We start from the raw sequence: 18,841 nt of genomic DNA, 5'->3' as shown, positions 1-18,841 counted from the left end.
TTCTTAGAATTCTGCAATTTCTTTGACTTTTGCTTCAATATCAGCCGCATTTGGTAACCAGATGTTTTCAGCTTGTCCAAATGGAAAAACAGTATCTGGTGCTGCTACACGTCCAATTGGTGCTTCTAATGAAAGGATCGCACGTTCTGAGATTTCAGCAATCACTTGGGCACTTACACCTGCTTGTCGTTGCGCTTCTTGAACGACTACCACACGACCAGTTTTCTCAACTGATTGAATGATTGTGTCAATATCTAGCGGTGCGACTGTTCTTAGGTCAACGACTTCTACTGAAATATCCTCTTTCGCAAGATTGTCAGCTGCTTTGATCGCTTCACGAACCATTGCGCCATAGGTAATGATTGAAACGTCTGTTCCTTCACGAGTAATTGCCGCTTTGTCCAATGGTACTTCATAAGCTTCATCTGGAACTTCTTCACGGAATGAACGATAAAGTTTCATATGTTCCAAAAATACAACTGGGTCATTGCTGCGGATAGAAGAGATCAATAATCCTTTTGCATCATAAGGATTTGATGGAATGACTACGCGAATTCCTGGAGATTGAGCAATCAATCCTTCTAAGTTATCTGAATGAAGTTCTGGTGTGTGAACCCCACCACCAAATGGTGAACGAATCGTAATCGGTAGATTTCTAGTCCCACCCATTCGATATCTTGTACGTGCCATTTGTGCGACTACTTCATCCATGGCTTCAAAAATAAATCCAAAGAACTGAATTTCAGGTACTGGACGAAAACCTTCTAAAGCTAACCCAAAACTCATACCAGCAATCCCTGATTCAGCTAATGGGGTATCGAAAACGCGTTCTTCGCCAAATTTTTCTTGCAATCCTTCCGTTGCACGGAAAACTCCACCGTTTTTCCCAACATCTTCACCAAAAACGATTACGTTCTCATCATTTTCAAGTTCAAGTGCTAGGGCATCTGTGATTGCTTGAATCATTGTTTTTTGTGCCATGATTATTTCGACTCCTTCGCTTCATAGATTGCAATTTGCTCTTTAATTGATTGTGGTGCCACTTCAAACATATTTTTTAAGAAATCAGAAACTTTTTGTTTTGGAATCTTATCTGCTTCAGCAATCGCTGCTTTGATTTCCTCTTTTGTTTGTTCAATTACTTGTTCTTCTTTTTCTTCTGACCATAGACCTTTTTCTGTTAGGTAGTTACGGAAACGGATCAATGGATCTTTTTTCTGCCATTCGTCATCTGTTTCTTTTGAACGGTAACGAGTTGGGTCATCTCCTGATAAAGTATGCGGACCATAACGGTAAGTCAATGTCTCAATCAAGACTGGACCATTCCCGTTGATTGCCCAATCACGTGCCATTTTAGATACTGTATAAACTGCTAATGGATCCATACCATCTACTTGGATCCCTGGAATCCCGGCTGCCACAGCTTTTTGCGCTAATGTTTTAGCAGCTGTTTGTTTTTCACGAGGTGTTGAGATCGCAAAGCCATTGTTTTGGATATAAAATACAGCATTTGCATGATAAGCTCCAGCAAAGTTGATTGCTTCATAGAAATCACCTTGAGAAGAGCCGCCGTCACCTGTATAAGTGAAGACCACATTTTTTTTGTTTCGTTTTTTCAATCCTAAAGCCACACCAGCTGCTTGGATGTACTGCGCACCAATAATGATTTGTGGTGGTAGAGCTTTCAATTCTTCTGGATAAAAATTCCCTGCCGCATGTCCTCGTGACCATAAGAAAGCTTGTGCTAAAGGCAATCCATGTTTTACTAATTGGGGGACATCACGGTAACCAGGAAGTAATACGTCTTCTTTTTCAAAAGCAAATGCACTTGCAAGTTGGCTAGCTTCTTGACCAGCTGTCGGTGCAAAGAATCCTAGACGTCCTTGACGGTTTAAAGCTGTTGAGCGTTGGTCTAATACACGAGACCAAACCATGCTAGTCATTAATTCTACTAATTGTTCATCTGATAAATCAGGAACAAGATCAGGGTTTACTACTTTACCATTTTGGTCAAGCGCTTGGTATACTGGAAAATCTGAATTGACTTCATCTAATAACGCATTAAAGTCTAGTGGTAATTTCTTTTTTGCCATTTGTACACATTCCTCTCTCATCATATAAGAAAATCTCATCTTTCTGCGATTGAAACAGATATATAAACTGTATCAATATCCAACCGTCTTCTTTTATAAATTATCATGGATCATTAAGAAATACAAGCTAAAAGCAAAAAAATTCACGTTTTTAAAAATTTGTAATAATCCGCTTAACCACGCAAATAGTGAACAACATCACAATCAAGAAAGCGGTTTACATCTTTTGTACAAAATTAGTCCTGATTTTCTATCTACTCCTCTCTACTGTTATCATTGAATCCGCACATTGTTATACCTTATTCCAACAAACAGAAAAATTTTTTTATTAATTAGTGATTTTCTTTACAATCATCCCTCTTTTAATTTTCTACTATATGTGTATTTTTTTCAATTAAAAAGCAACAGCAAGGAATCTCCTTAACTGTTGCACATGAACCTGCTCTTTTGATCATGAATTAAACGGATAAACGTTTTGCTAATTTTGCCATTTCCGCTTGAAAAAATGGCAGCCTTTCTTCAGTTAAACGACTAAAATTGATACGCAACCCGTTGGTCTCTTCTCCAAACAAAAAACTTGGTGCAATGCCTAACCCTGAGCGGATCAATTCTTCCGCAATATCTCTTGTCAATTGCTGTCCTTTCCACGTAATCCACGCATAGTACCCACCATAAATGGGCCAGACTTCAAAAAAGTTTTGCGTTTTTTCCCATTCAACCAGTGTCAAACTTCTTTTGTATAATTCTTCCCTCACAATGGCGATCTTTGTGCTATAACTTTCTTCAAATACAGTCATCGCCACATTTTGGGGAAAGATGCTCATCGAAAATTCCATCATTTCCTGCGCTTTCGCTAAGCGGTCGATAAAGGAACGCAGCCCAACGATCCAACCTATCTTGGTCGTTTGTCCTAATACCCTAGATAATGATCCGACATATAAGACGTTTTCCGGATCAATCGAATGAATCGCAGTTGGTTTATGCTTTTCACTATCATGAAAGGATAAGTCACTAAAAACGTCGTCTTCAATGATCGGTAATTGATAGTTGCGACAAAGGGTCACTAATGCTTCGCGACGTTTTTGGGACATCACTTTCCCTGTTGGATTTTGAAAGTTTGGATTGACTAAGACAGCTTTCAATTTATTTTTCTTGATCAACACTTCTAGCTTATCCAGCTCAATACCTTCGCTATCCATGGGTACACCAAATAGACGAATCCCTGTCGCTTTAAATAAGGACAAACGATAAAAAAACGAAGGCGCTTCTACCGCAATAGCATCACCACTAGATAAAATCGTCTGTAAAATTAGAAAAATAGCCTGTTGACCCCCACTCGTAACTAATAATTGCGTTTTAGTAAAATCAAAATAAAATTTTTCGATCAAGTAATTTTTTATTTTTGCTACTAATGGAAGATAACCTAGACAGGTGATTTGTTGCTCTTTTTCAATAATCTCATTCATTGAGTATGCTGGAAATTGAACGTTTGGTAATAAGTCTGTAGGCATCTCGCTCGAAAATAAATCGAGAAAATAAGGGTTCAGTTTTCCTACTTCGATCATTTTTTCATAACTATCATCGATTTGTTCATAGCGTTGGGAAAATAATTCGCGCCAATTCACTCTCGGGACAGAATACCGCCCCCATTCGGTTTGATTCACAAAGCGTCCACTGCCTCGGCGACTGATAAGAACGCCAATATCTCGTAATTCATCCAACGCTCGAACCACAGTGGTGCGATTTGTTTGAAAAATAACTGCCAATTTTCTTTCAGAGGGCAATGGTACGTTGGGATCTAAATTCCCATTTTCAATATTTTTCATCACCTGATCCATAATTTGTCGATAAATTGGTCTTTGTTTCTTATCTATGACTTCCCACATGTTCTTCTCCATTCCTCTTTCTTCTACTGCCTATTTTATCTTATAAAAAAGGGATCGAAAAGCAAAGAAAAAGCAAAGCATGATGCGAGAGCATCTACTTTGCTTTTTAATAGCTATTAAATGGTATCTCCGTTAAAAATGGAGTTTTTAACAATCACATAATCTACTTTGCGAATAGCTTCAATATCTTTCCCACCCGCATAAGAAATAGAAGATTGTAAATCTTGTTGCATTTCAACCAACGTGTCTTTCAAAGACCCTTTATGTTGGATCCAAATTTTCTTACCTTCTACATTTTTCTTTTCACCTTTTTGAAACTCGGAGGCAGAGCCGAAGTATTCTTTGTACACTACGCCATTTTCCACCATTGTCTCACCAGGCGATTCTTCATGTCCGGCAAATAGCGAACCGATCATAACCATTGTTGCGCCAAAACGAACGGATTTTGCAATATCACCATGGGTACGAATACCCCCATCAGCAATAATCGGTTTTCTGGCAGCTTTCGCACACCATCTTAAGGCAGCAAGTTGCCAACCACCGGTACCAAAACCGGTTTTGATTTTTGTGATACAAACTTTACCAGGTCCAATTCCAACCTTTGTTGCATCAGCTCCGGCATTTTCTAATTCCCGAACAGCTTCTGGTGTACCAACGTTTCCTGCAATAACGAACGTTTCTGGTAAATGTTTTTTGATATGTTGGATCATTTCAATCACCGCATTTGAATGACCGTGCGCAATATCAATTGTGATATAATCAGGAACTAAATTTAACTGTGCTAATTCTTCAACAAATGAATATTCTTCTTGTTTTACGCCAACACTGATTGAAGTAATCAATTGTTGCTCCTTCATTTTTTGCACAAAGGGGATTCTTGCTGCTTCATCAAATCGATGCATAATATAGAAGTAACCATTTTCTGCTAAAAATTGTGCAATTGACTCATCGATGATCGTTTGCATATTCGCAGGGACAACAGGCATTTTAAAAGTATGCTTTCCTAGTGTCACTGTCGTGTTACATTCTGAACGGCTACTTACAATACATTTATTAGGAATGAGTTGGATATCTTCGTAATCAAACACTTTCATGGACATGATCCTCCTGATGTTCGAATTCAGTAAAACACGAACATTATTTGCTTTTTGGGTGTTTATTTTTAGCACCTTATGTAATTTACCGTATTTAAACTAAAAAATCAAGGGGAATATAAACAAAAAAATAAAAACTCCTTAATCTGAAATAACACTGTCTAGCCATCAAACTTTTCGACAAATAAACAATCAGCTGTTTGTCGCTTATAGCTATTCAATCTCTACCAGGTGGTTCATTCTTTTGTTGATTTCCAGCTTCTTTTGATTGGTTGGTTTTCTCTTGATCGTTTTTATTCAGAGTTCCGGTTTGAACGAGTGTCTGTTTAGCGCCAGAGATAATGGCATTCAACCTTTTATAAACTTGATTTTCATTATCAGGGTTTTCTTTATCTTTAGATAACTTTGTTTGCGAAATGTTCGAACTTTGTTCTAGCTCTTTTTCTCTATCCTTTTTGAATTTCTCCATACCAGCAAGTACTTTAGGGCTAAAATAGCTTTGCGCTATTTCTTGGATCATTCCAGGTAGAGCTCTATTAGGTTTATTTGATTTTGCAGATTTCGTTTTATTTATTGCGTGTGTCATTACTCCAAGACTATAGCGTTGGGGGTCTAGTTTTAGATTGCCTTTCGCTTCTTTACCATCACTGACATTTTCATACGCTGCTCTATGAGCGTTTAGCTCACTTTCTGGCATTGACGAATTATTGTCCCATTTATTTAGATATCCCATTTTACTCCCCTTTTCGTAGATTCTTAGTGACGTTTCTCGCATCAATATATGTAGAAGTCATTAGCGAACAAGCAACTAATGACTGTTTCATTAAATGTTTTTTCATGTCTATGGTAGGATATTGCCAGCTTCGCGATACAGCGCATACCAGTCTTCACGACTCAGTTCAACGTCTGATGCTTGTGCAATTTCCTTGATTCGCCCTACATTCATCGTTCCTGCAATCACTTGGATATTCGCAGGATGGCGTAAAATCCAAGCTGAAGCTAAACCTGTTGGCGTTGTATGATATTTTTCAGCAAGTTCTGCTAATTTTTGATTCAATTTAGGAAACTTTTCGTTACCGATAAATACCCCTTCAAAAAAACCATATTGATAAGGCGACCATGCTTGGATCGTCATTTCATTCAAACGTGAATAATCCAAGACACTACCATCGTGGTCAACGCTAGCTTCATCTGTCATATTCACATGGATCCCTTGATCAATCATTCCAGAATGTTTCAATCCAAATTGCAATTGGTTGATCAACAAAGGTTGTTTGACGTATTTCTTTAGCAATTCGACTTGCATTGGTTTCTGATTACTTACACCGAAATAACGTACTTTACCTGACTTTTCTAATTCATCGAATGCCTCTGCCACTTCCTCAGGTTCAACTAAGGTATCGGGACGATGTAATAGCAACGCATCAACATAATCCATTTTTAACCGTTTGAGGCTACCTTCTACTGATTCAATGATGTGCTTTTTGGAAAAGTCAAACATCACACCAGGAACAATCCCACATTTTGTTTGAACAAATAGCTCTTCTCTCTTTATTGAAGTTTTTGCTAATGCACTAGCAAAGATGGTTTCACATTCTCCACCACCATAGATATCCGCATGGTCAAAAAAATTGATACCGTTATCAAAAGCAGTTTCAATAATACGTTCTGGATGTTCAGCGCCATTAATCCTCATACATCCGAGAATAACCGATGACACCTTTTGATTTGAAGTTCCCAATTGAATCTGTTTCATTAAAATCATTCCTTTCTTTCCCATTAGATTTTAACACATTTACTTCAAAAAGGGGGCAAAAAGAGGCATGCCACTTTTTTCTCAAAAAAGAAAAAAATGTTATCCCCCTTTTTGTTGCGTTAGTGATTCTTAGAAAAAACGTTGATTGCTTTCATTCCAATATCTTTCCGATAAAATGTCCCCTTCGTATCTTTTGATTCCAACGCACTGTATATTTTTTCCCTCGCTTCTTCAATTGTTTCCCCATAGGACTCCACCAAGTAGATTCGACCACCTGAACCTTTTAAAATTCCTTTTTCCTCTTGAACACCCGCATAATAGACAGTTGCCTCCTCTTCAGGAAAATCGGGCAAATCCATAGCAGTTAAATACTGATTAGGATAACCTTCTGCTGCAACTACAACCCCTAAACGATATCCAGTTTCCTCCCAAATTAAATGAACCGGCTTATGGTCTAACAAATCAGTGATCACTTGCGCCAAGTCACTCTTCAATCGAGGTAAAATGACTTGTGTCTCAGGATCGCCAAATCTCGCATTAAATTCAATCACTTTCGGTCCATCTGAAGTGGCGATCAATCCTGCATACAATACACCGATAAACGGACGACCAATTTCGCTCATCCCTTTAGCTGCAGGTTTTATTACTTTTTCGATTCCCGCTTCAATGATTGCTTCAGAAATGTGAGGTACTGGAGAATAGGCACCCATCCCCCCAGTATTCGGCCCTTGATCTCCATCATACGCTCGTTTATGATCTTGTGAGATTTCCATTGGATAAACTGCTTCGCCATCCAAAAACGCTAACAAAGAGAACTCTTCTCCTTCTAAAAATTCTTCCACAACGATTTGATGTCCACTTTGTCCAAAACGATGTTTTTCCAGCATATCGCTGGCTGCCTGTAACGCTTCGGCTTTTGTCATCGCTACGACCACGCCTTTGCCAGCAGCTAAACCGTCCGCTTTGATCACAATTGGGGTGCCCTTCTCTTCGATATATCGTTTGGCTTCAAGATAGCTGGTAAAAGTTTTAGATTCAGCAGTTGGAATCTGACAACGCTCCATCAATTCTTTGGCGAAACTCTTAGATCCTTCAATCAATGCAGCAGCTTTCGTCGGACCAAATATTTTTAATTCCGCTTGCTTGAAATCATCCACGATCCCGTTTAACAAAGGAATTTCTGGGCCAACAAAACTCCAAGTAATCGACGCTTTCTTAGCAAACTCGATCAATCCTTCATGATCAGTTTCTTTAATATCAACGATTTTGACCCCATCACGTGTCATGCCAGGATTCCCCGGTGCACAATAAACGTTTTCGACTAGCGGACTTTGTAAGATTTTACTCGCAATCGCATGTTCACGCCCACCAGATCCTATGATCAATATATTCATTTCTTACTCCTTCTATCTTAATGTCTAAAATGACGGACGTTCGTAAAGACCATGGCAATTCCATATTTATTAGCCATGTCAATCGACGCTTGATCCTTGATACTCCCACCAGGCTGAATGATCGCCTTGATTCCGTGTTTAGCTGCATATTCCACCGAATCATCCATTGGGAAATAAGCATCGCTTGCCAAAACAGCTGCTTGTGCTTTTTCTCCAGCTTGTTCAATCGCAAGTTTGACAGAACCGACACGATTCATTTGTCCTGCACCAATCCCTAGTGTCTGATACCGATTACTTACAACGATCGCATTTGATTTGACGTGCTTAACAGCTTTCCAAGCAAATGCTAATGCAGCCATTTCATCAGATGTTGGCTGACGATCGGTTACTACTTGCCATGTAGTTGGTTCTTCCATTGCTGTATCTTTTTCTTGGACGAGTAACCCTCCAAGAACTGAAACAATTTCATTAGATGCTTTTGTTAATTGCGAGTTAAAGTCAACCGTTAATAATCGTAAATTCTTCTTGGCTTTTAAAACTTCTAGACTTTCTGGTGTATAAGACGGTGCAATGATAATTTCTAAAAAGAGTTTATGCATTTCTTGAGCTGTTGCTAAATCGACTTCCCGATTCAATACCACAATCCCACCAAAAATCGAAACAGGATCTGCTTCATAAGCTGCTAGCCAAGCATCGAAAATCGTGTGAGCTGAGCCAATACCACAAGGATTCATGTGTTTGAGTGCTACAACTGTTGGTTCTTGGTATTCACTCATGATCCGCAAAGCAGCATCTGCATCACGAATATTATTAAAAGATAGTTCTTTTCCATGAAGCTGTTTTGCTTGAGCAATCGAATAACGTTCTGGTAGAGCAGATTGATAAAAGACAGCTTGCTGATGACTATTCTCGCCATAGCGGAGGTCTTGCTTGCGTTCAAAAGTAAGAGTCAATTTTTCCGTCTTTTCTTCCTTCACTTGCTCCGTTAAATATTGAGCAATCAATGCATCATAGGCTGCTGTGTGACGAAATACTTTCGCTGCCAGTTTCTGACGTGTCGCTAAAGAAGTAGTCCCTTGATTTCTCAGTTCATCTAAAACAATTGGATAATCGTTCGGATCAACGATCGCCGTGACAAATTCATGGTTTTTGGCAGCACTACGCAACATACTCGGTCCACCAATATCAATATTTTCAATGGCTTCTTTTTCACTAACATCCGGTTTCATGATTGTTTCTTTGAAAGGATACAAATTGACGCAAACAAAATCAATCGGCAAAATCTCAGAAGCTGCCATTGCATCTCTGTGACTAGCAAGATCACGACGTGCTAATAATCCCCCATGAATCTTAGGATGCAAAGTTTTGACACGTCCGTCCATCATCTCAGGAAAGCCAGTGACATCTTCGATTGCGATGGTTAAGATTCCCGCTTCATCAAGTGCTTTTTTGGTTCCCCCAGTTGAAATAATCTCAATTTCCAAAGCTTGTAATCCCTTGGCAAATTCAACAATTCCTTTTTTATCCGATACACTTAACAATGCTCTAGTCATTTTTTTCTTCCTCCACTTTTTGCATTTCTTTGATGACTGCTTCGATTATTTTAGGATAGGTCTGATGTTCGATTTGATGAATCTTTGCTTCTAAGCTATCCAATGTGTCTTCTTTCGTGATCTCTATGGTTTCTTGGTGAATGATTGGTCCTGTATCTATCCCTTTATCAATGTAATGAATCGTTATACCTGTTTCTTTGACTTTTGCAGCAAACGCATCACGAATCCCATGTAAGCCAGGAAAATCAGGTAAAAGAGAGGGGTGGATATTAATGATCCTTGACTCATAAGCATTCAATAAAGTCGGACCAATAATCCGCATGTATCCTGCTAATACAATGAGTTCAATTTCTTTTTCCACTAGGATCTCTAAAATTTTTTCTTCATATTCTCTTTTAGATGAAAATTCTTTTGGTGAAAAAAAATGAAATGGTACATGTAACTTTTCTGCCCGTTCTAAGACAAAAGCATTCGGCTGGTCACAAAAAAGCCATTCAAAGGTATCTGGCAACTTATTTTCCCGAAAATAGTCAACTAAAGCTTGAAAGTTGCTGCCATTTCCTGAAGCAAATACGGCAATCTTCATTTTTCTTCCTCATCAAACAACACTGTTTTATTTTTTAAGGGAACTACTTCACCGATTCGATAAACCGCTTCTCCTTGCTCATTGATTTCTTCAATGACTTCATCGACTTGAGAAGCTGCTACTGCTACAACCATTCCAATACCCATATTAAAAATCTCAAACATCTCTTGTTCAGGGATTTCACCTAAACGTTGGAGACAATCAAAAATCGGCAAGCTAGGCCATGAACCTAATTGAATTTGCGCGGCCGTTCCTTCCGGCAACATCCGAGGAATATTTTCTACGAATCCACCACCAGTGATATGTGCCGCACCTTTGATCTTTTGTTCTTTTATGATTGGCAGCAAAGCTGATACATAGATTTTTGTCGGCTTTAACAATTCTCGGTCCAGTGTTTCAGACAGACCCTCTATCTGATCGGTTAATGTGTAACTATTTTGTTCAAAAAACACTTTCCGAACCAATGAATAGCCGTTTGAATGAATCCCGCTAGAAGGTAAGCCTAACAGAACATCACCAACTTCGATTTCACTTCCTGTGATCAATTGCGACTTTTCTGCAACCCCAACTGCAAAACCAGCAAGATCATACTCATTTTCCGCGTACATTCCTGGCATCTCTGCGGTTTCGCCACCGATCAACGCAAGATTACCTGCTACACAACCATCCGCCACGCCAGCGACGACTTTTTCTAATTTTTGTGGATCATTTTTTCCAGTAGCTAAATAGTCTAAGAAATATAAAGGTTCCGCACCTTGAGCTAAAATATCATTGACACACATCGCCACACAATCGATTCCGATTGTTTCATGTTGATCCGCTTCGATGGCTACTAACAATTTTGTTCCTACCCCATCTGTCCCCGATACCAAAACTGGTTCTTTTAATTGGTAAGAACTTAAATCAAAACAGCCACCAAAACCGCCTAAAGCACCCATTACCCCTAGTCGCTCTGTTTTTTTCACGTGTTTTTTGATTCGTTCTACTACTTCATAGCCAGCTTCTACATCCACACCAGCATTCGCATAGGCATTGCTCATGTTACTTCCTCCTTTATTGAAAAAAAGATACTTTTTCTTTCAATGATTCACGGTATTTTTCTTCATAGTCGTATAGAGGTGTCGGATAATCACCATTAAAATAAGCCATACATAACCCAGAATAAGGAGCTGCTTCTTTTAATCCGATTGCTTGGATCAACCCATCCTCACTTAAAAATTCCAATGAATCTGCTTCAATACATTGTCTGATTTCTTCGATACTATGATTCGCTGCAATTAGTTCTTTTCTCGTTTGAATATCAATGCCGTAAAAACAAGGATATTTTAACGGTGGTGAAGCAATTCGTACATGAACCTCTTTTGCTCCTGCTTCTTTTAATAGACGTACGATTCGCCGGCTCGTTGTTCCTCTAACGATCGAATCATCCACCATCACGATTCGTTTGCCTTCAACAACTCCTCTGACAGCCGAAAGTTTCATCCTGACACCCTGTTCCCTTAATGCTGGTGTAGGTTGAATAAAGGTTCTGGCAATGTATTGATTTTTTACTAGTCCAATCTCATAAGGGATGCCACTAGCTTCGGCATAGCCACTGGCTGCTGATAGCGAAGAATTTGGAACACCTACAACCATGTCAGCATCAATTGGCGCTTCCTGTGCTAAATTTCTCCCCATATTTTTACGAGCAGTGTGTACATTGACACCAGCGATATTTGAATCTGGTCGTGCAAAGTAGATATATTCCATGGAACAAATCGCTAACTGGGTTTCGGTCGTATAAGTATCGATCGTATAGCCCGAGTCATCAATGATCACTACTTCCCCTGGACGAACATCTCGAATAAACCGCGCACCGATGACTTCCAGTGCACAAGTTTCAGAAGCAATCACATATGCACCATTTTTCATTTGTCCGATTGCCAAAGGTCGAAAACCATTCGGATCAAGAGCGGCGATCATGGCATCTTCTGTTAAAAGCAAATAGGCAAAACCGCCTTTCACTTCATTTAATGCTTCTTTTAAACGATCGAGCAATGTTGTTTTTTTACTTCGACGAATCAAATGCATCAAAATCTCTGTATCTGAATTGGAATGGAAAATCGCACCGTCTTTTTCTAATGACGTTCTCAACGATCGGGCATTCGTAAGATTACCATTGTGAGCTAGACCGATTGACTGGTCATAAAATTTAAATAAAAAGGGTTGGATATTGTCCACACTACCATTACCTGCTGTAGCATAACGCACATGTCCAATCGCTGCTTGTCCAGAGAGTGCAGCTAGCTTTCTTTGATCTTTGAAAACTTCTGAGAGTAAACCTAGATCCCGGTGTCCTAATAGTTTCCCTTGATCATTTGAAACGATCCCAGCACCTTCTTGACCACGGTGCTGAAGACTATGAAGCCCAAAATATGTTACGCTAGATGCTTCTTGATGTCCCCAGACACCAAACACCCCACATTCTTCATTTAAACTTTTTACTTCATAAGACATTCGATTGCGTCCTCCCAGCATTTTTTAGCTGTTGTAACAGCTAGATGGATTTCCCCATCACTTGCTTGGATCAGGATATTACTTGACTCAGTCACTTTACCGATACAACTTGCTTTTTCGCCCATCAAACGTTCAAATTCCTCACGATCTTCTGGAAGGATGGTGACCACAAATCTTGATTGTGTCTCTGAAAAAAGTTGTGCTGTCGTCAGATTTACTGTGACATCTAATCCCAATTGGGTACCAAAAGTTGCTTCAGCCAACGCCACAGCCAAACCGCCTTCCGAACAATCATGCGCACTGGTTACCACTCCTGCTTGAATAGCCGCCAGTAGACTTTCTTGGTTTTGTTGTTCCGTCAATAGATCAAAATGCTCGATGTCCCCTTCAATTTTTCCTAATTGCATTTTTTGCAATTCACTACCATTGAAATCGTCATAAGTTTCACCAACAAGATAAATCAAATCATCCGCCATTTTGAAAGATTGAGTGGTGATGTGTTGGTGGTCTTCGATCAATCCGACCATGCCGATCATCGGGGTAGGATAAATCGCTTTGCCATCCGTTTCATTGTATAAAGAAACATTCCCGGAGATCACAGGTGTCGCAAAGACTTCACATGCTTTGGCAATCCCGTCTGCTGATTTGACCAGTTCCCAAAATACTTCTGGTTTATCAGGAGAACCATAATTCAAGCAGTCTGTGATCGCCAATGGACGTCCGCCACTAGCAACAATGTTTCTGGCAGCCTCTGCAACAGCGATTTGCCCACCTATCTCAGGATTCAAGTAAAGGTAGCGGGCATTACAGTCAGTCGTCATAGCAATTGCTTTTTCAGTTCCACGAATACGCAATACGGCAGCATCACTTCCAGGGGAAACTACTGTATTGGTTTGTACTTGAGAATCATAGGTTTCATAAATCGCATGTTTTGAAGCTATTGTCGGTTGTTTCAATAAATCTAGCAATAATTGATTTGCATCTTCAATGATTGGTTGATATTGCCCTAACTGTTTAAATTTTTCGATTCGAGCGGGTTCTTGCACTGCCTTTTCATAAACAGGTGCATCTTCGGCTAAGGCATCAACTGGTAAGTTAGCCACTTCTTCCCCATGATGGTACAAGCGATACAAGCCATCATCGGTGACTTCTCCAATCGTAACAGCATCCAAATCATATTTTTTAAACAATTCTTTGACTCTTTCCTCTGCCCCAGCTTTTACACAAATCAACATTCGTTCCTGTGATTCTGAAAGCATCATTTCGTAAGGAGTCATATTTGTTTCTCGTTGTGGCACATCGTCTAATGTCAAAATCAAACCAGATCCAGCTTTTGATGCCATTTCTGAACTTGAAGAAACCAATCCAGCAGCGCCCATGTCTTGGATTCCTACTAAAATGTCCGCATATTCCAGGATCAATTCTAAGCAAGCTTCAAGTAATAGTTTTTCCATAAAAGGATCGCCTACTTGGACTGCGGAACGTTGCTGTTCTTCTTCTTGACTGAACTCTTCTGAAGCAAAAGTCGCACCGTGAATGCCGTCGCGTCCTGTTTTCGCACCGACATACATGATCGAATTACCCACGCCAGAAGCTTGCCCTTTTTGAATGTCTTTGTGATCGATCAACCCTACGCACATGGCATTAACTAACGGATTCCCTTCATAACAAGGATCAAACGCTACTTCTCCTCCAACCGTCGGTATTCCGATACAATTACCATACCCAGAAATCCCTGCGACTACTTCTTCCAATAAGTACTTGGTTCGTGGTTGGTCTAACTCGCCAAAACGTAAGGAGTCAAGTAAAGCAATCGGACGTGCACCCATACTGAAAATATCACGGATGATCCCACCAACACCGGTTGCCGCTCCTTCATAAGGTTCTACTGCTGAAGGGTGATTATGACTTTCCGCTTTAAACACAACTGCTTGACCATCACCGATATCCACGATACCAGCGCCTTCTCCTGGACCTTGAAGAACATGCGGTCCACTTGTTGGGAACTTTCGTAAAATCGGTTTAGAATTTTTGTAAGAACAATGCTCGCTCCACATGACTGAAAACAAACCTGTTTCGGTGTAATTGGGCATTCTCCCCAAAATATCTTCTTCGATCATTCGATATTCTTCGTCTGTCAATCCCCATTCAGCATAAATTTTCTTTTCTTTGATCTCTAAGGGACTTGGTTCGTTCCGTGTTTTCATCTTAGGCAGTCACCTTTCCAAAATTTTTTAACATCGAGGCAAAAAATCGTTTTCCGTCTTCTGATCCTAGTAACGCCTCCATCGCCCGTTCCGGATGAGGCATCATCCCAAGCACATTTCCTGCTTTATTGGTGATCCCTGCAATATTTGCGACACTACCATTGATATTCTCGGCATAAGTAAAAACGATTTGATTATTGGCTTTTAACTCTTGCAATGTTTGCTCATCGCAAAAATAATTTCCTTCGCCATGAGCGACAGGCAGCTGAATGATTTCATCGGTTTCATACTCCGAAGTAAAGGCTGTCTGGTTGTTAACTTTCAAAGGAACAGTTTTGCAAATGAAGCGCAAAGACTCATTTTTTCTTAGCACGCCTGGAAGGAGACCTGCTTCTGTAAGGATCTGAAACCCATTACATGTACCAAAGACTGGTTTTCCTTCCTCCGCAAAACGAACAACTTCTTTCATGATAGCTGAAAAACGCGCAATGGCTCCACAGCGTAAGTAATCGCCATAAGAAAAACCGCCAGGAAGCAATACGCCGTCATAGCCTTGTAGAGAGGTTTCATCGTAACGAACATACTCAGCTTCTACTTCCATAATGTCACGAATTGCCCACAACATATCTGCATCACAGTTCGAACCAGGAAAGACAATCACTGCAAATTTCATGCTAGATTTCCTCCAATTGTTCAATTTCATAACGATACGTTTCCATGTTGACGTTAGCTAATAGTTTGTCACAAATCCCTTCAATCGTTTCCTCTACTGCGCTTGCTTCTGCTGAAACTTGGATCTCAAAATATTTACCGATTCGGATATCTTCAACAGTTTCATATCCCAAACGATGGACCGCATTTTTCACTGCTTCTCCTTGAGGATCTAATACAGAATCTTTATAGGTGACATAAACTTTTACAAAATACATTTCATTTTCTCCTCTCATAAACCAACTTGTGTTAAACGTGTCAAAACTTCTTGATATACTGGGACAATTTCCCCAATTTTTCGTCGATAAACATCTTTGTCCATGTGTTCGTTTGTTTTCAAATCCCATAACCGACAAGTGTCAGGCGAAATTTCATCTCCTAATACGATTTCGCCCGTAGCTGTTTTCCCAAATTCCAGTTTGAAATCAATTAACTGTAAATCGATTTTCTCAAATAGTTGGATTAACAAATGATTGATTTTTCTAGCCTGTGTCTTTAATTCAGTAATTTCATCTTCATCTGCAATTTGTAAAAACAGCACATGTTCATCATTGATAAATGGATCATCTAATTGATCGTCTTTGTAATAAAATTCGACAATTGGTGTGGGTAATTTTTGTCCTTCAGGAATTGCCAACCGTTTTGAAAAACTACCAGCTGCACTATTTCTGACTACCACTTCTAAAGGAAGAATATTTAATTTTTTCACTAATTGTTCGTCTTTTCCGATTTGTTGGATAAAGTGATTGGCAATCCCTTGTTCGGATAAATAATGGAAGACTTTACTTGTGATTTGATTGTTCAGTTCCCCTTTTCCATTTACTTGGTCTTTCATCAAGCCATTCAAAGCCGTAGCTTGGTCCAAGTATTCCACCCAAATCACCTGTTCATCTGAAGTATGGTACATTTTTTTAGCTTTTCCTTCATACAGCAAATCTTTCTGTTCCATTTCGACATCTCCTTAAATTCTTGACGATCACAACAAACATTATTTTTTTGTTCGTCTTTTCACTTTAAATTTTAACAAGTGTTTTTATCCTGTTCAATAAAAACATGTACATTTATAGCATTAAAATTGTCTAATGTTCGTGTTTAATACAAAAATTCTTCCCTGGAAAAATAATAAGCGTTTACACCTATAATAATTGATGCTATAGTAGGATTAGAATGATTCTGGATATTTATTCAAGGAATTCAAGGAGGTAGCGAAATGGAAGAGGCCGCAGTTTGTGCCCAATGTTTTTTAATGGATTTATCGCCCGAGGAAACGTCACGTTTATATAATGACCTGTTGTCTATCAAAGATGTCTACTTATGTAATAAAGATACGAGTTTTTATACCTTCAGAAAAATCCGTCGTGCGGCAAAGCGCCATACTGAGTGTCGAAAGCGCACATTTGAATATCAAACATTTTCTGAACATCAACTCGTGATCAGTCAGATACACGAACAAAAATTATTCAAAAATCATTATCGTATCCAAGTCACTTATGATCAGCAAGAATTTGATTATACTTTTATCGAAGAATTATTGAGTTTGCTTCATACTAAACATTTTAACTATTCCGCTCAAGCCCTTTACGGATAGTTTTCTCATGCTATTATCAAGCAACATCATGAAATGAATCAAAATAGCTAAAAAGAACCCCGACCAGTTGAGTTATCTGTGTCAAGGTTCTTTTTTATTACATTTCAGTAAAAGAGTGGCTGCTTCTAGCATTCCGAAGCAAGCCACTCATTTTGATTATTTGTCTTTTTCTCCTAAACCAACACGGTCAAAGATCACATCCACATTTTTCAAGTGATGATGGTAGTCAAATGCGTCATCGATCTCTTCTTTTGTTAAAACAGAAGTAACCGTTGGATCCTCTTCAAGTAAAGGTCTAAATTGAACTTGATGATCCCATGCATAAGCTGTTTTAGGTTGAACCAAGTCGTAAGCTTCTTCTCTTGTCATACCTTTGTCAATCAGTTTCAACATCACACGTTGACTATAGATCAAGCCAAAAGTAGCTTCCATGTTACGTTTCATATTCTCAGGAAAGACCGTCAGATTTTTTACGATATTTCCAAAACGATTCAACATATAGTCCAATAAAATTGTTGTATCAGGTAAAATGATTCGTTCTGCTGACGAATGAGAGATATCTCTTTCATGCCACAACGAAACATTTTCATAGGCTGTGACCATATGACCACGAATCACTCGAGCAAGTCCAGCCATGTTTTCTGAACCGATTGGGTTTCTTTTATGAGGCATTGCTGAAGACCCTTTTTGTCCTTTAGCGAAGAACTCTTCTACTTCTCTCGTTTCTGATTTTTGCAAACCACGGATTTCTGTTGCAAAACGTTCGATGCTGGTAGCAATCAATGCCATAGTCGCAAAGTACTCTGAGTGGAGATCACGTGGGAGCACTTGCGTAGAGATCTCTTGCGGACGAATCCCTAATTTTTCACACACATATTCTTCAATAAATGGCGGAATGTTCGCAAATGTTCCTACCGCTCCTGATATCTTACCTGCTTCAACACCTTTGGCTGCATGCTCAAAACGTTCAATATTTCGTTTCATTTCTGAATACCAAGTAGCTAATTTCAAGCCAAATGTCGTTGGTTCAGCATGAACGCCATGCGTTCTTCCCATCATCACTGTGTACTTATGTTCTTTAGCTTTTTCACCAATAATTGCCGTAAAACGTTTCAAATCATCTCGTAAAAGATCATTTGCTTGTTTGATTTGATAGCCATAAGCTGTATCCACGACATCAGTACTCGTTAAGCCGTAGTGGACCCACTTACGTTCTTCGCCTAATGTTTCAGAAACTGCTCGAGTAAAGGCAACAACGTCGTGACGTGTTTCCTTTTCAATTTCCAAAATACGTTCAATATCAAAAGATGCATGTTCACGAATTTTTTTGACATCTTCTTTAGGAATTTCTCCTAATTCTGACCATGCTTCGTCAGCTAAAATTTCTACCTCCAGCCAAGCTTGGTATTTGTTTTGTTCTGTCCAGATATTGCCCATTTCAGGTCGTGTATAACGTTCTAACATCAATTTTTCTCCT

The 18,841-nt window shown here is 39.3% G+C and carries 17 protein-coding genes; 1 reads left to right on the top strand and 16 read right to left on the bottom strand.

The features are described from left to right. Positions 1–3: 3 nt before the first annotated feature. From IGJ32_RS05390 to purC, 15 genes are all read right to left on the bottom strand, one after another. Positions 4–981, bottom strand: a complete 978-nt coding sequence (locus tag IGJ32_RS05390; protein WP_010737448.1) for an alpha-ketoacid dehydrogenase subunit beta — start codon at positions 979–981, stop codon at positions 4–6. A gap of 2 nt (positions 982–983) precedes the next feature. Beyond that, positions 984–2,093 carry a pyruvate dehydrogenase (acetyl-transferring) E1 component subunit alpha gene (pdhA, locus tag IGJ32_RS05385; protein ID WP_010719372.1) on the bottom strand — a complete coding sequence of 370 codons (1,110 nt, stop codon included), beginning with the start codon at positions 2,091–2,093 and terminating at the stop codon, positions 984–986. Between the two features lie 458 nt (positions 2,094–2,551). Then, complete coding sequence (locus IGJ32_RS05380) at positions 2,552–3,979, bottom strand: PLP-dependent aminotransferase family protein (protein WP_342082117.1); 1,428 nt, start codon at positions 3,977–3,979, stop codon at positions 2,552–2,554. A 116-nt stretch (positions 3,980–4,095) separates the two neighbouring features. Then, positions 4,096–5,073: a GMP reductase gene (gene guaC / locus IGJ32_RS05375; protein WP_010719374.1), complete on the bottom strand. Its 978-nt coding sequence runs from the start codon at positions 5,071–5,073 to the stop codon at positions 4,096–4,098. Between the two features lie 217 nt (positions 5,074–5,290). Then, positions 5,291–5,806, bottom strand: coding sequence for a hypothetical protein (locus IGJ32_RS05370; protein WP_342082101.1), 516 nt, complete (start codon positions 5,804–5,806; stop codon positions 5,291–5,293). Between the two features lie 108 nt (positions 5,807–5,914). Then, positions 5,915–6,829 (bottom strand): aldo/keto reductase, encoded by a 915-nt coding sequence (locus IGJ32_RS05365; protein ID WP_010719376.1) that lies wholly within the window; start codon positions 6,827–6,829, stop codon positions 5,915–5,917. A 119-nt stretch (positions 6,830–6,948) separates the two neighbouring features. Beyond that, positions 6,949–8,223 (bottom strand): phosphoribosylamine--glycine ligase, encoded by a 1,275-nt coding sequence (purD, locus tag IGJ32_RS05360; RefSeq protein WP_342082100.1) that lies wholly within the window; start codon positions 8,221–8,223, stop codon positions 6,949–6,951. Positions 8,224–8,240: 17 nt separating this feature from the next. Beyond that, the gene (gene purH, locus IGJ32_RS05355) at positions 8,241–9,776 is read right to left on the bottom strand and encodes a bifunctional phosphoribosylaminoimidazolecarboxamide formyltransferase/IMP cyclohydrolase (RefSeq protein WP_342082099.1); all 1,536 of its coding nucleotides are present in this window, start codon (positions 9,774–9,776) and stop codon (positions 8,241–8,243) included. Then, a complete protein-coding gene (gene purN / locus IGJ32_RS05350) occupies positions 9,769–10,362 on the bottom strand; it encodes a phosphoribosylglycinamide formyltransferase (RefSeq protein WP_010719379.1) in 594 nt (197 codons plus the stop codon). Before purN ends, purH begins: the two co-directional genes overlap by 8 nt. Further along, positions 10,359–11,402 carry a phosphoribosylformylglycinamidine cyclo-ligase gene (gene purM / locus IGJ32_RS05345; protein WP_342082097.1) on the bottom strand — a complete coding sequence of 348 codons (1,044 nt, stop codon included), beginning with the start codon at positions 11,400–11,402 and terminating at the stop codon, positions 10,359–10,361. The genes purN and purM overlap by 4 nt, the downstream gene beginning before the upstream one ends. Positions 11,403–11,415: 13 nt before the next feature. Continuing rightward, complete coding sequence (purF, locus tag IGJ32_RS05340; protein ID WP_034700370.1) at positions 11,416–12,858, bottom strand: amidophosphoribosyltransferase; 1,443 nt, start codon at positions 12,856–12,858, stop codon at positions 11,416–11,418. After that, entirely contained in the window at positions 12,843–15,065 is a 2,223-nt protein-coding gene (purL, locus tag IGJ32_RS05335) for a phosphoribosylformylglycinamidine synthase subunit PurL (protein WP_373169165.1), read from the bottom strand. Before purL ends, purF begins: the two co-directional genes overlap by 16 nt. A 1-nt stretch (position 15,066) precedes the next feature. Further along, positions 15,067–15,738, bottom strand: a complete 672-nt coding sequence (gene purQ, locus IGJ32_RS05330; RefSeq protein WP_240273955.1) for a phosphoribosylformylglycinamidine synthase subunit PurQ — start codon at positions 15,736–15,738, stop codon at positions 15,067–15,069. Between the two features lies 1 nt (position 15,739). After that, entirely contained in the window at positions 15,740–15,994 is a 255-nt protein-coding gene (gene purS, locus IGJ32_RS05325; protein ID WP_010719384.1) for a phosphoribosylformylglycinamidine synthase subunit PurS, read from the bottom strand. A 14-nt stretch (positions 15,995–16,008) separates the two neighbouring features. After that, the gene (purC, locus tag IGJ32_RS05320; RefSeq protein WP_053766392.1) at positions 16,009–16,725 is read right to left on the bottom strand and encodes a phosphoribosylaminoimidazolesuccinocarboxamide synthase; all 717 of its coding nucleotides are present in this window, start codon (positions 16,723–16,725) and stop codon (positions 16,009–16,011) included. Between the two features lie 261 nt (positions 16,726–16,986). On the opposite strand from purC, the gene IGJ32_RS05315 reads away from it, so the two are divergent. Continuing rightward, positions 16,987–17,364, top strand: coding sequence for a hypothetical protein (locus tag IGJ32_RS05315; RefSeq protein ID WP_010737435.1), 378 nt, complete (start codon positions 16,987–16,989; stop codon positions 17,362–17,364). A 156-nt stretch (positions 17,365–17,520) separates the two neighbouring features. Here the strand turns inward: IGJ32_RS05315 and purB are convergent, their stop codons facing one another. After that, a complete protein-coding gene (purB, locus tag IGJ32_RS05310; protein ID WP_342082095.1) occupies positions 17,521–18,828 on the bottom strand; it encodes an adenylosuccinate lyase in 1,308 nt (435 codons plus the stop codon). Between the last annotated feature and the right edge of the window lie 13 nt (positions 18,829–18,841).

Origin of the sequence: Enterococcus sp. DIV1639a (assembly GCF_050530445.1) — a bacterium.
Taxonomy (GTDB): Bacteria; Bacillota; Bacilli; order Lactobacillales; family Enterococcaceae; genus Enterococcus_B; species Enterococcus_B hirae.
The sequence above is the reverse complement of the archived record's forward strand: the minus strand, read 5'-3'. Positions and strand labels throughout refer to the sequence as shown.

Excerpts from the sequence above, each read along its gene's own strand:
- purH (WP_342082099.1), bottom strand. The coding sequence starts at position 9,776 with ATGACTAGAGCATTGTTAAGTGTATCGGATAAAAAAGGAATTGTTGAA.
- purN (WP_010719379.1), bottom strand. The coding sequence starts at position 10,362 with ATGAAGATTGCCGTATTTGCTTCAGGAAATGGCAGCAACTTTCAAGCT.
- IGJ32_RS05380 (WP_342082117.1), bottom strand. The coding sequence starts at position 3,979 with ATGTGGGAAGTCATAGATAAGAAACAAAGACCAATTTATCGACAAATT.
- IGJ32_RS05370 (WP_342082101.1), bottom strand. The coding sequence starts at position 5,806 with ATGGGATATCTAAATAAATGGGACAATAATTCGTCAATGCCAGAAAGT.
- purB (WP_342082095.1), bottom strand. The coding sequence starts at position 18,828 with ATGTTAGAACGTTATACACGACCTGAAATGGGCAATATCTGGACAGAA.
- guaC (WP_010719374.1), bottom strand. The coding sequence starts at position 5,073 with ATGAAAGTGTTTGATTACGAAGATATCCAACTCATTCCTAATAAATGT.
- purD (WP_342082100.1), bottom strand. The coding sequence starts at position 8,223 with ATGAATATATTGATCATAGGATCTGGTGGGCGTGAACATGCGATTGCG.
- purF (WP_034700370.1), bottom strand. The coding sequence starts at position 12,858 with ATGTCTTATGAAGTAAAAAGTTTAAATGAAGAATGTGGGGTGTTTGGT.
- purL (WP_373169165.1), bottom strand. The coding sequence starts at position 15,065 with ATGAAAACACGGAACGAACCAAGTCCCTTAGAGATCAAAGAAAAGAAA.
- purS (WP_010719384.1), bottom strand. The coding sequence starts at position 15,994 with ATGTATTTTGTAAAAGTTTATGTCACCTATAAAGATTCTGTATTAGAT.
- purC (WP_053766392.1), bottom strand. The coding sequence starts at position 16,725 with ATGGAACAGAAAGATTTGCTGTATGAAGGAAAAGCTAAAAAAATGTAC.
- IGJ32_RS05315 (WP_010737435.1), top strand. The coding sequence starts at position 16,987 with ATGGAAGAGGCCGCAGTTTGTGCCCAATGTTTTTTAATGGATTTATCG.
- pdhA (WP_010719372.1), bottom strand. The coding sequence starts at position 2,093 with ATGGCAAAAAAGAAATTACCACTAGACTTTAATGCGTTATTAGATGAA.
- IGJ32_RS05390 (WP_010737448.1), bottom strand. The coding sequence starts at position 981 with ATGGCACAAAAAACAATGATTCAAGCAATCACAGATGCCCTAGCACTT.
- IGJ32_RS05365 (WP_010719376.1), bottom strand. The coding sequence starts at position 6,829 with ATGAAACAGATTCAATTGGGAACTTCAAATCAAAAGGTGTCATCGGTT.
- purM (WP_342082097.1), bottom strand. The coding sequence starts at position 11,402 with ATGAGCAATGCCTATGCGAATGCTGGTGTGGATGTAGAAGCTGGCTAT.
- purQ (WP_240273955.1), bottom strand. The coding sequence starts at position 15,738 with ATGAAATTTGCAGTGATTGTCTTTCCTGGTTCGAACTGTGATGCAGAT.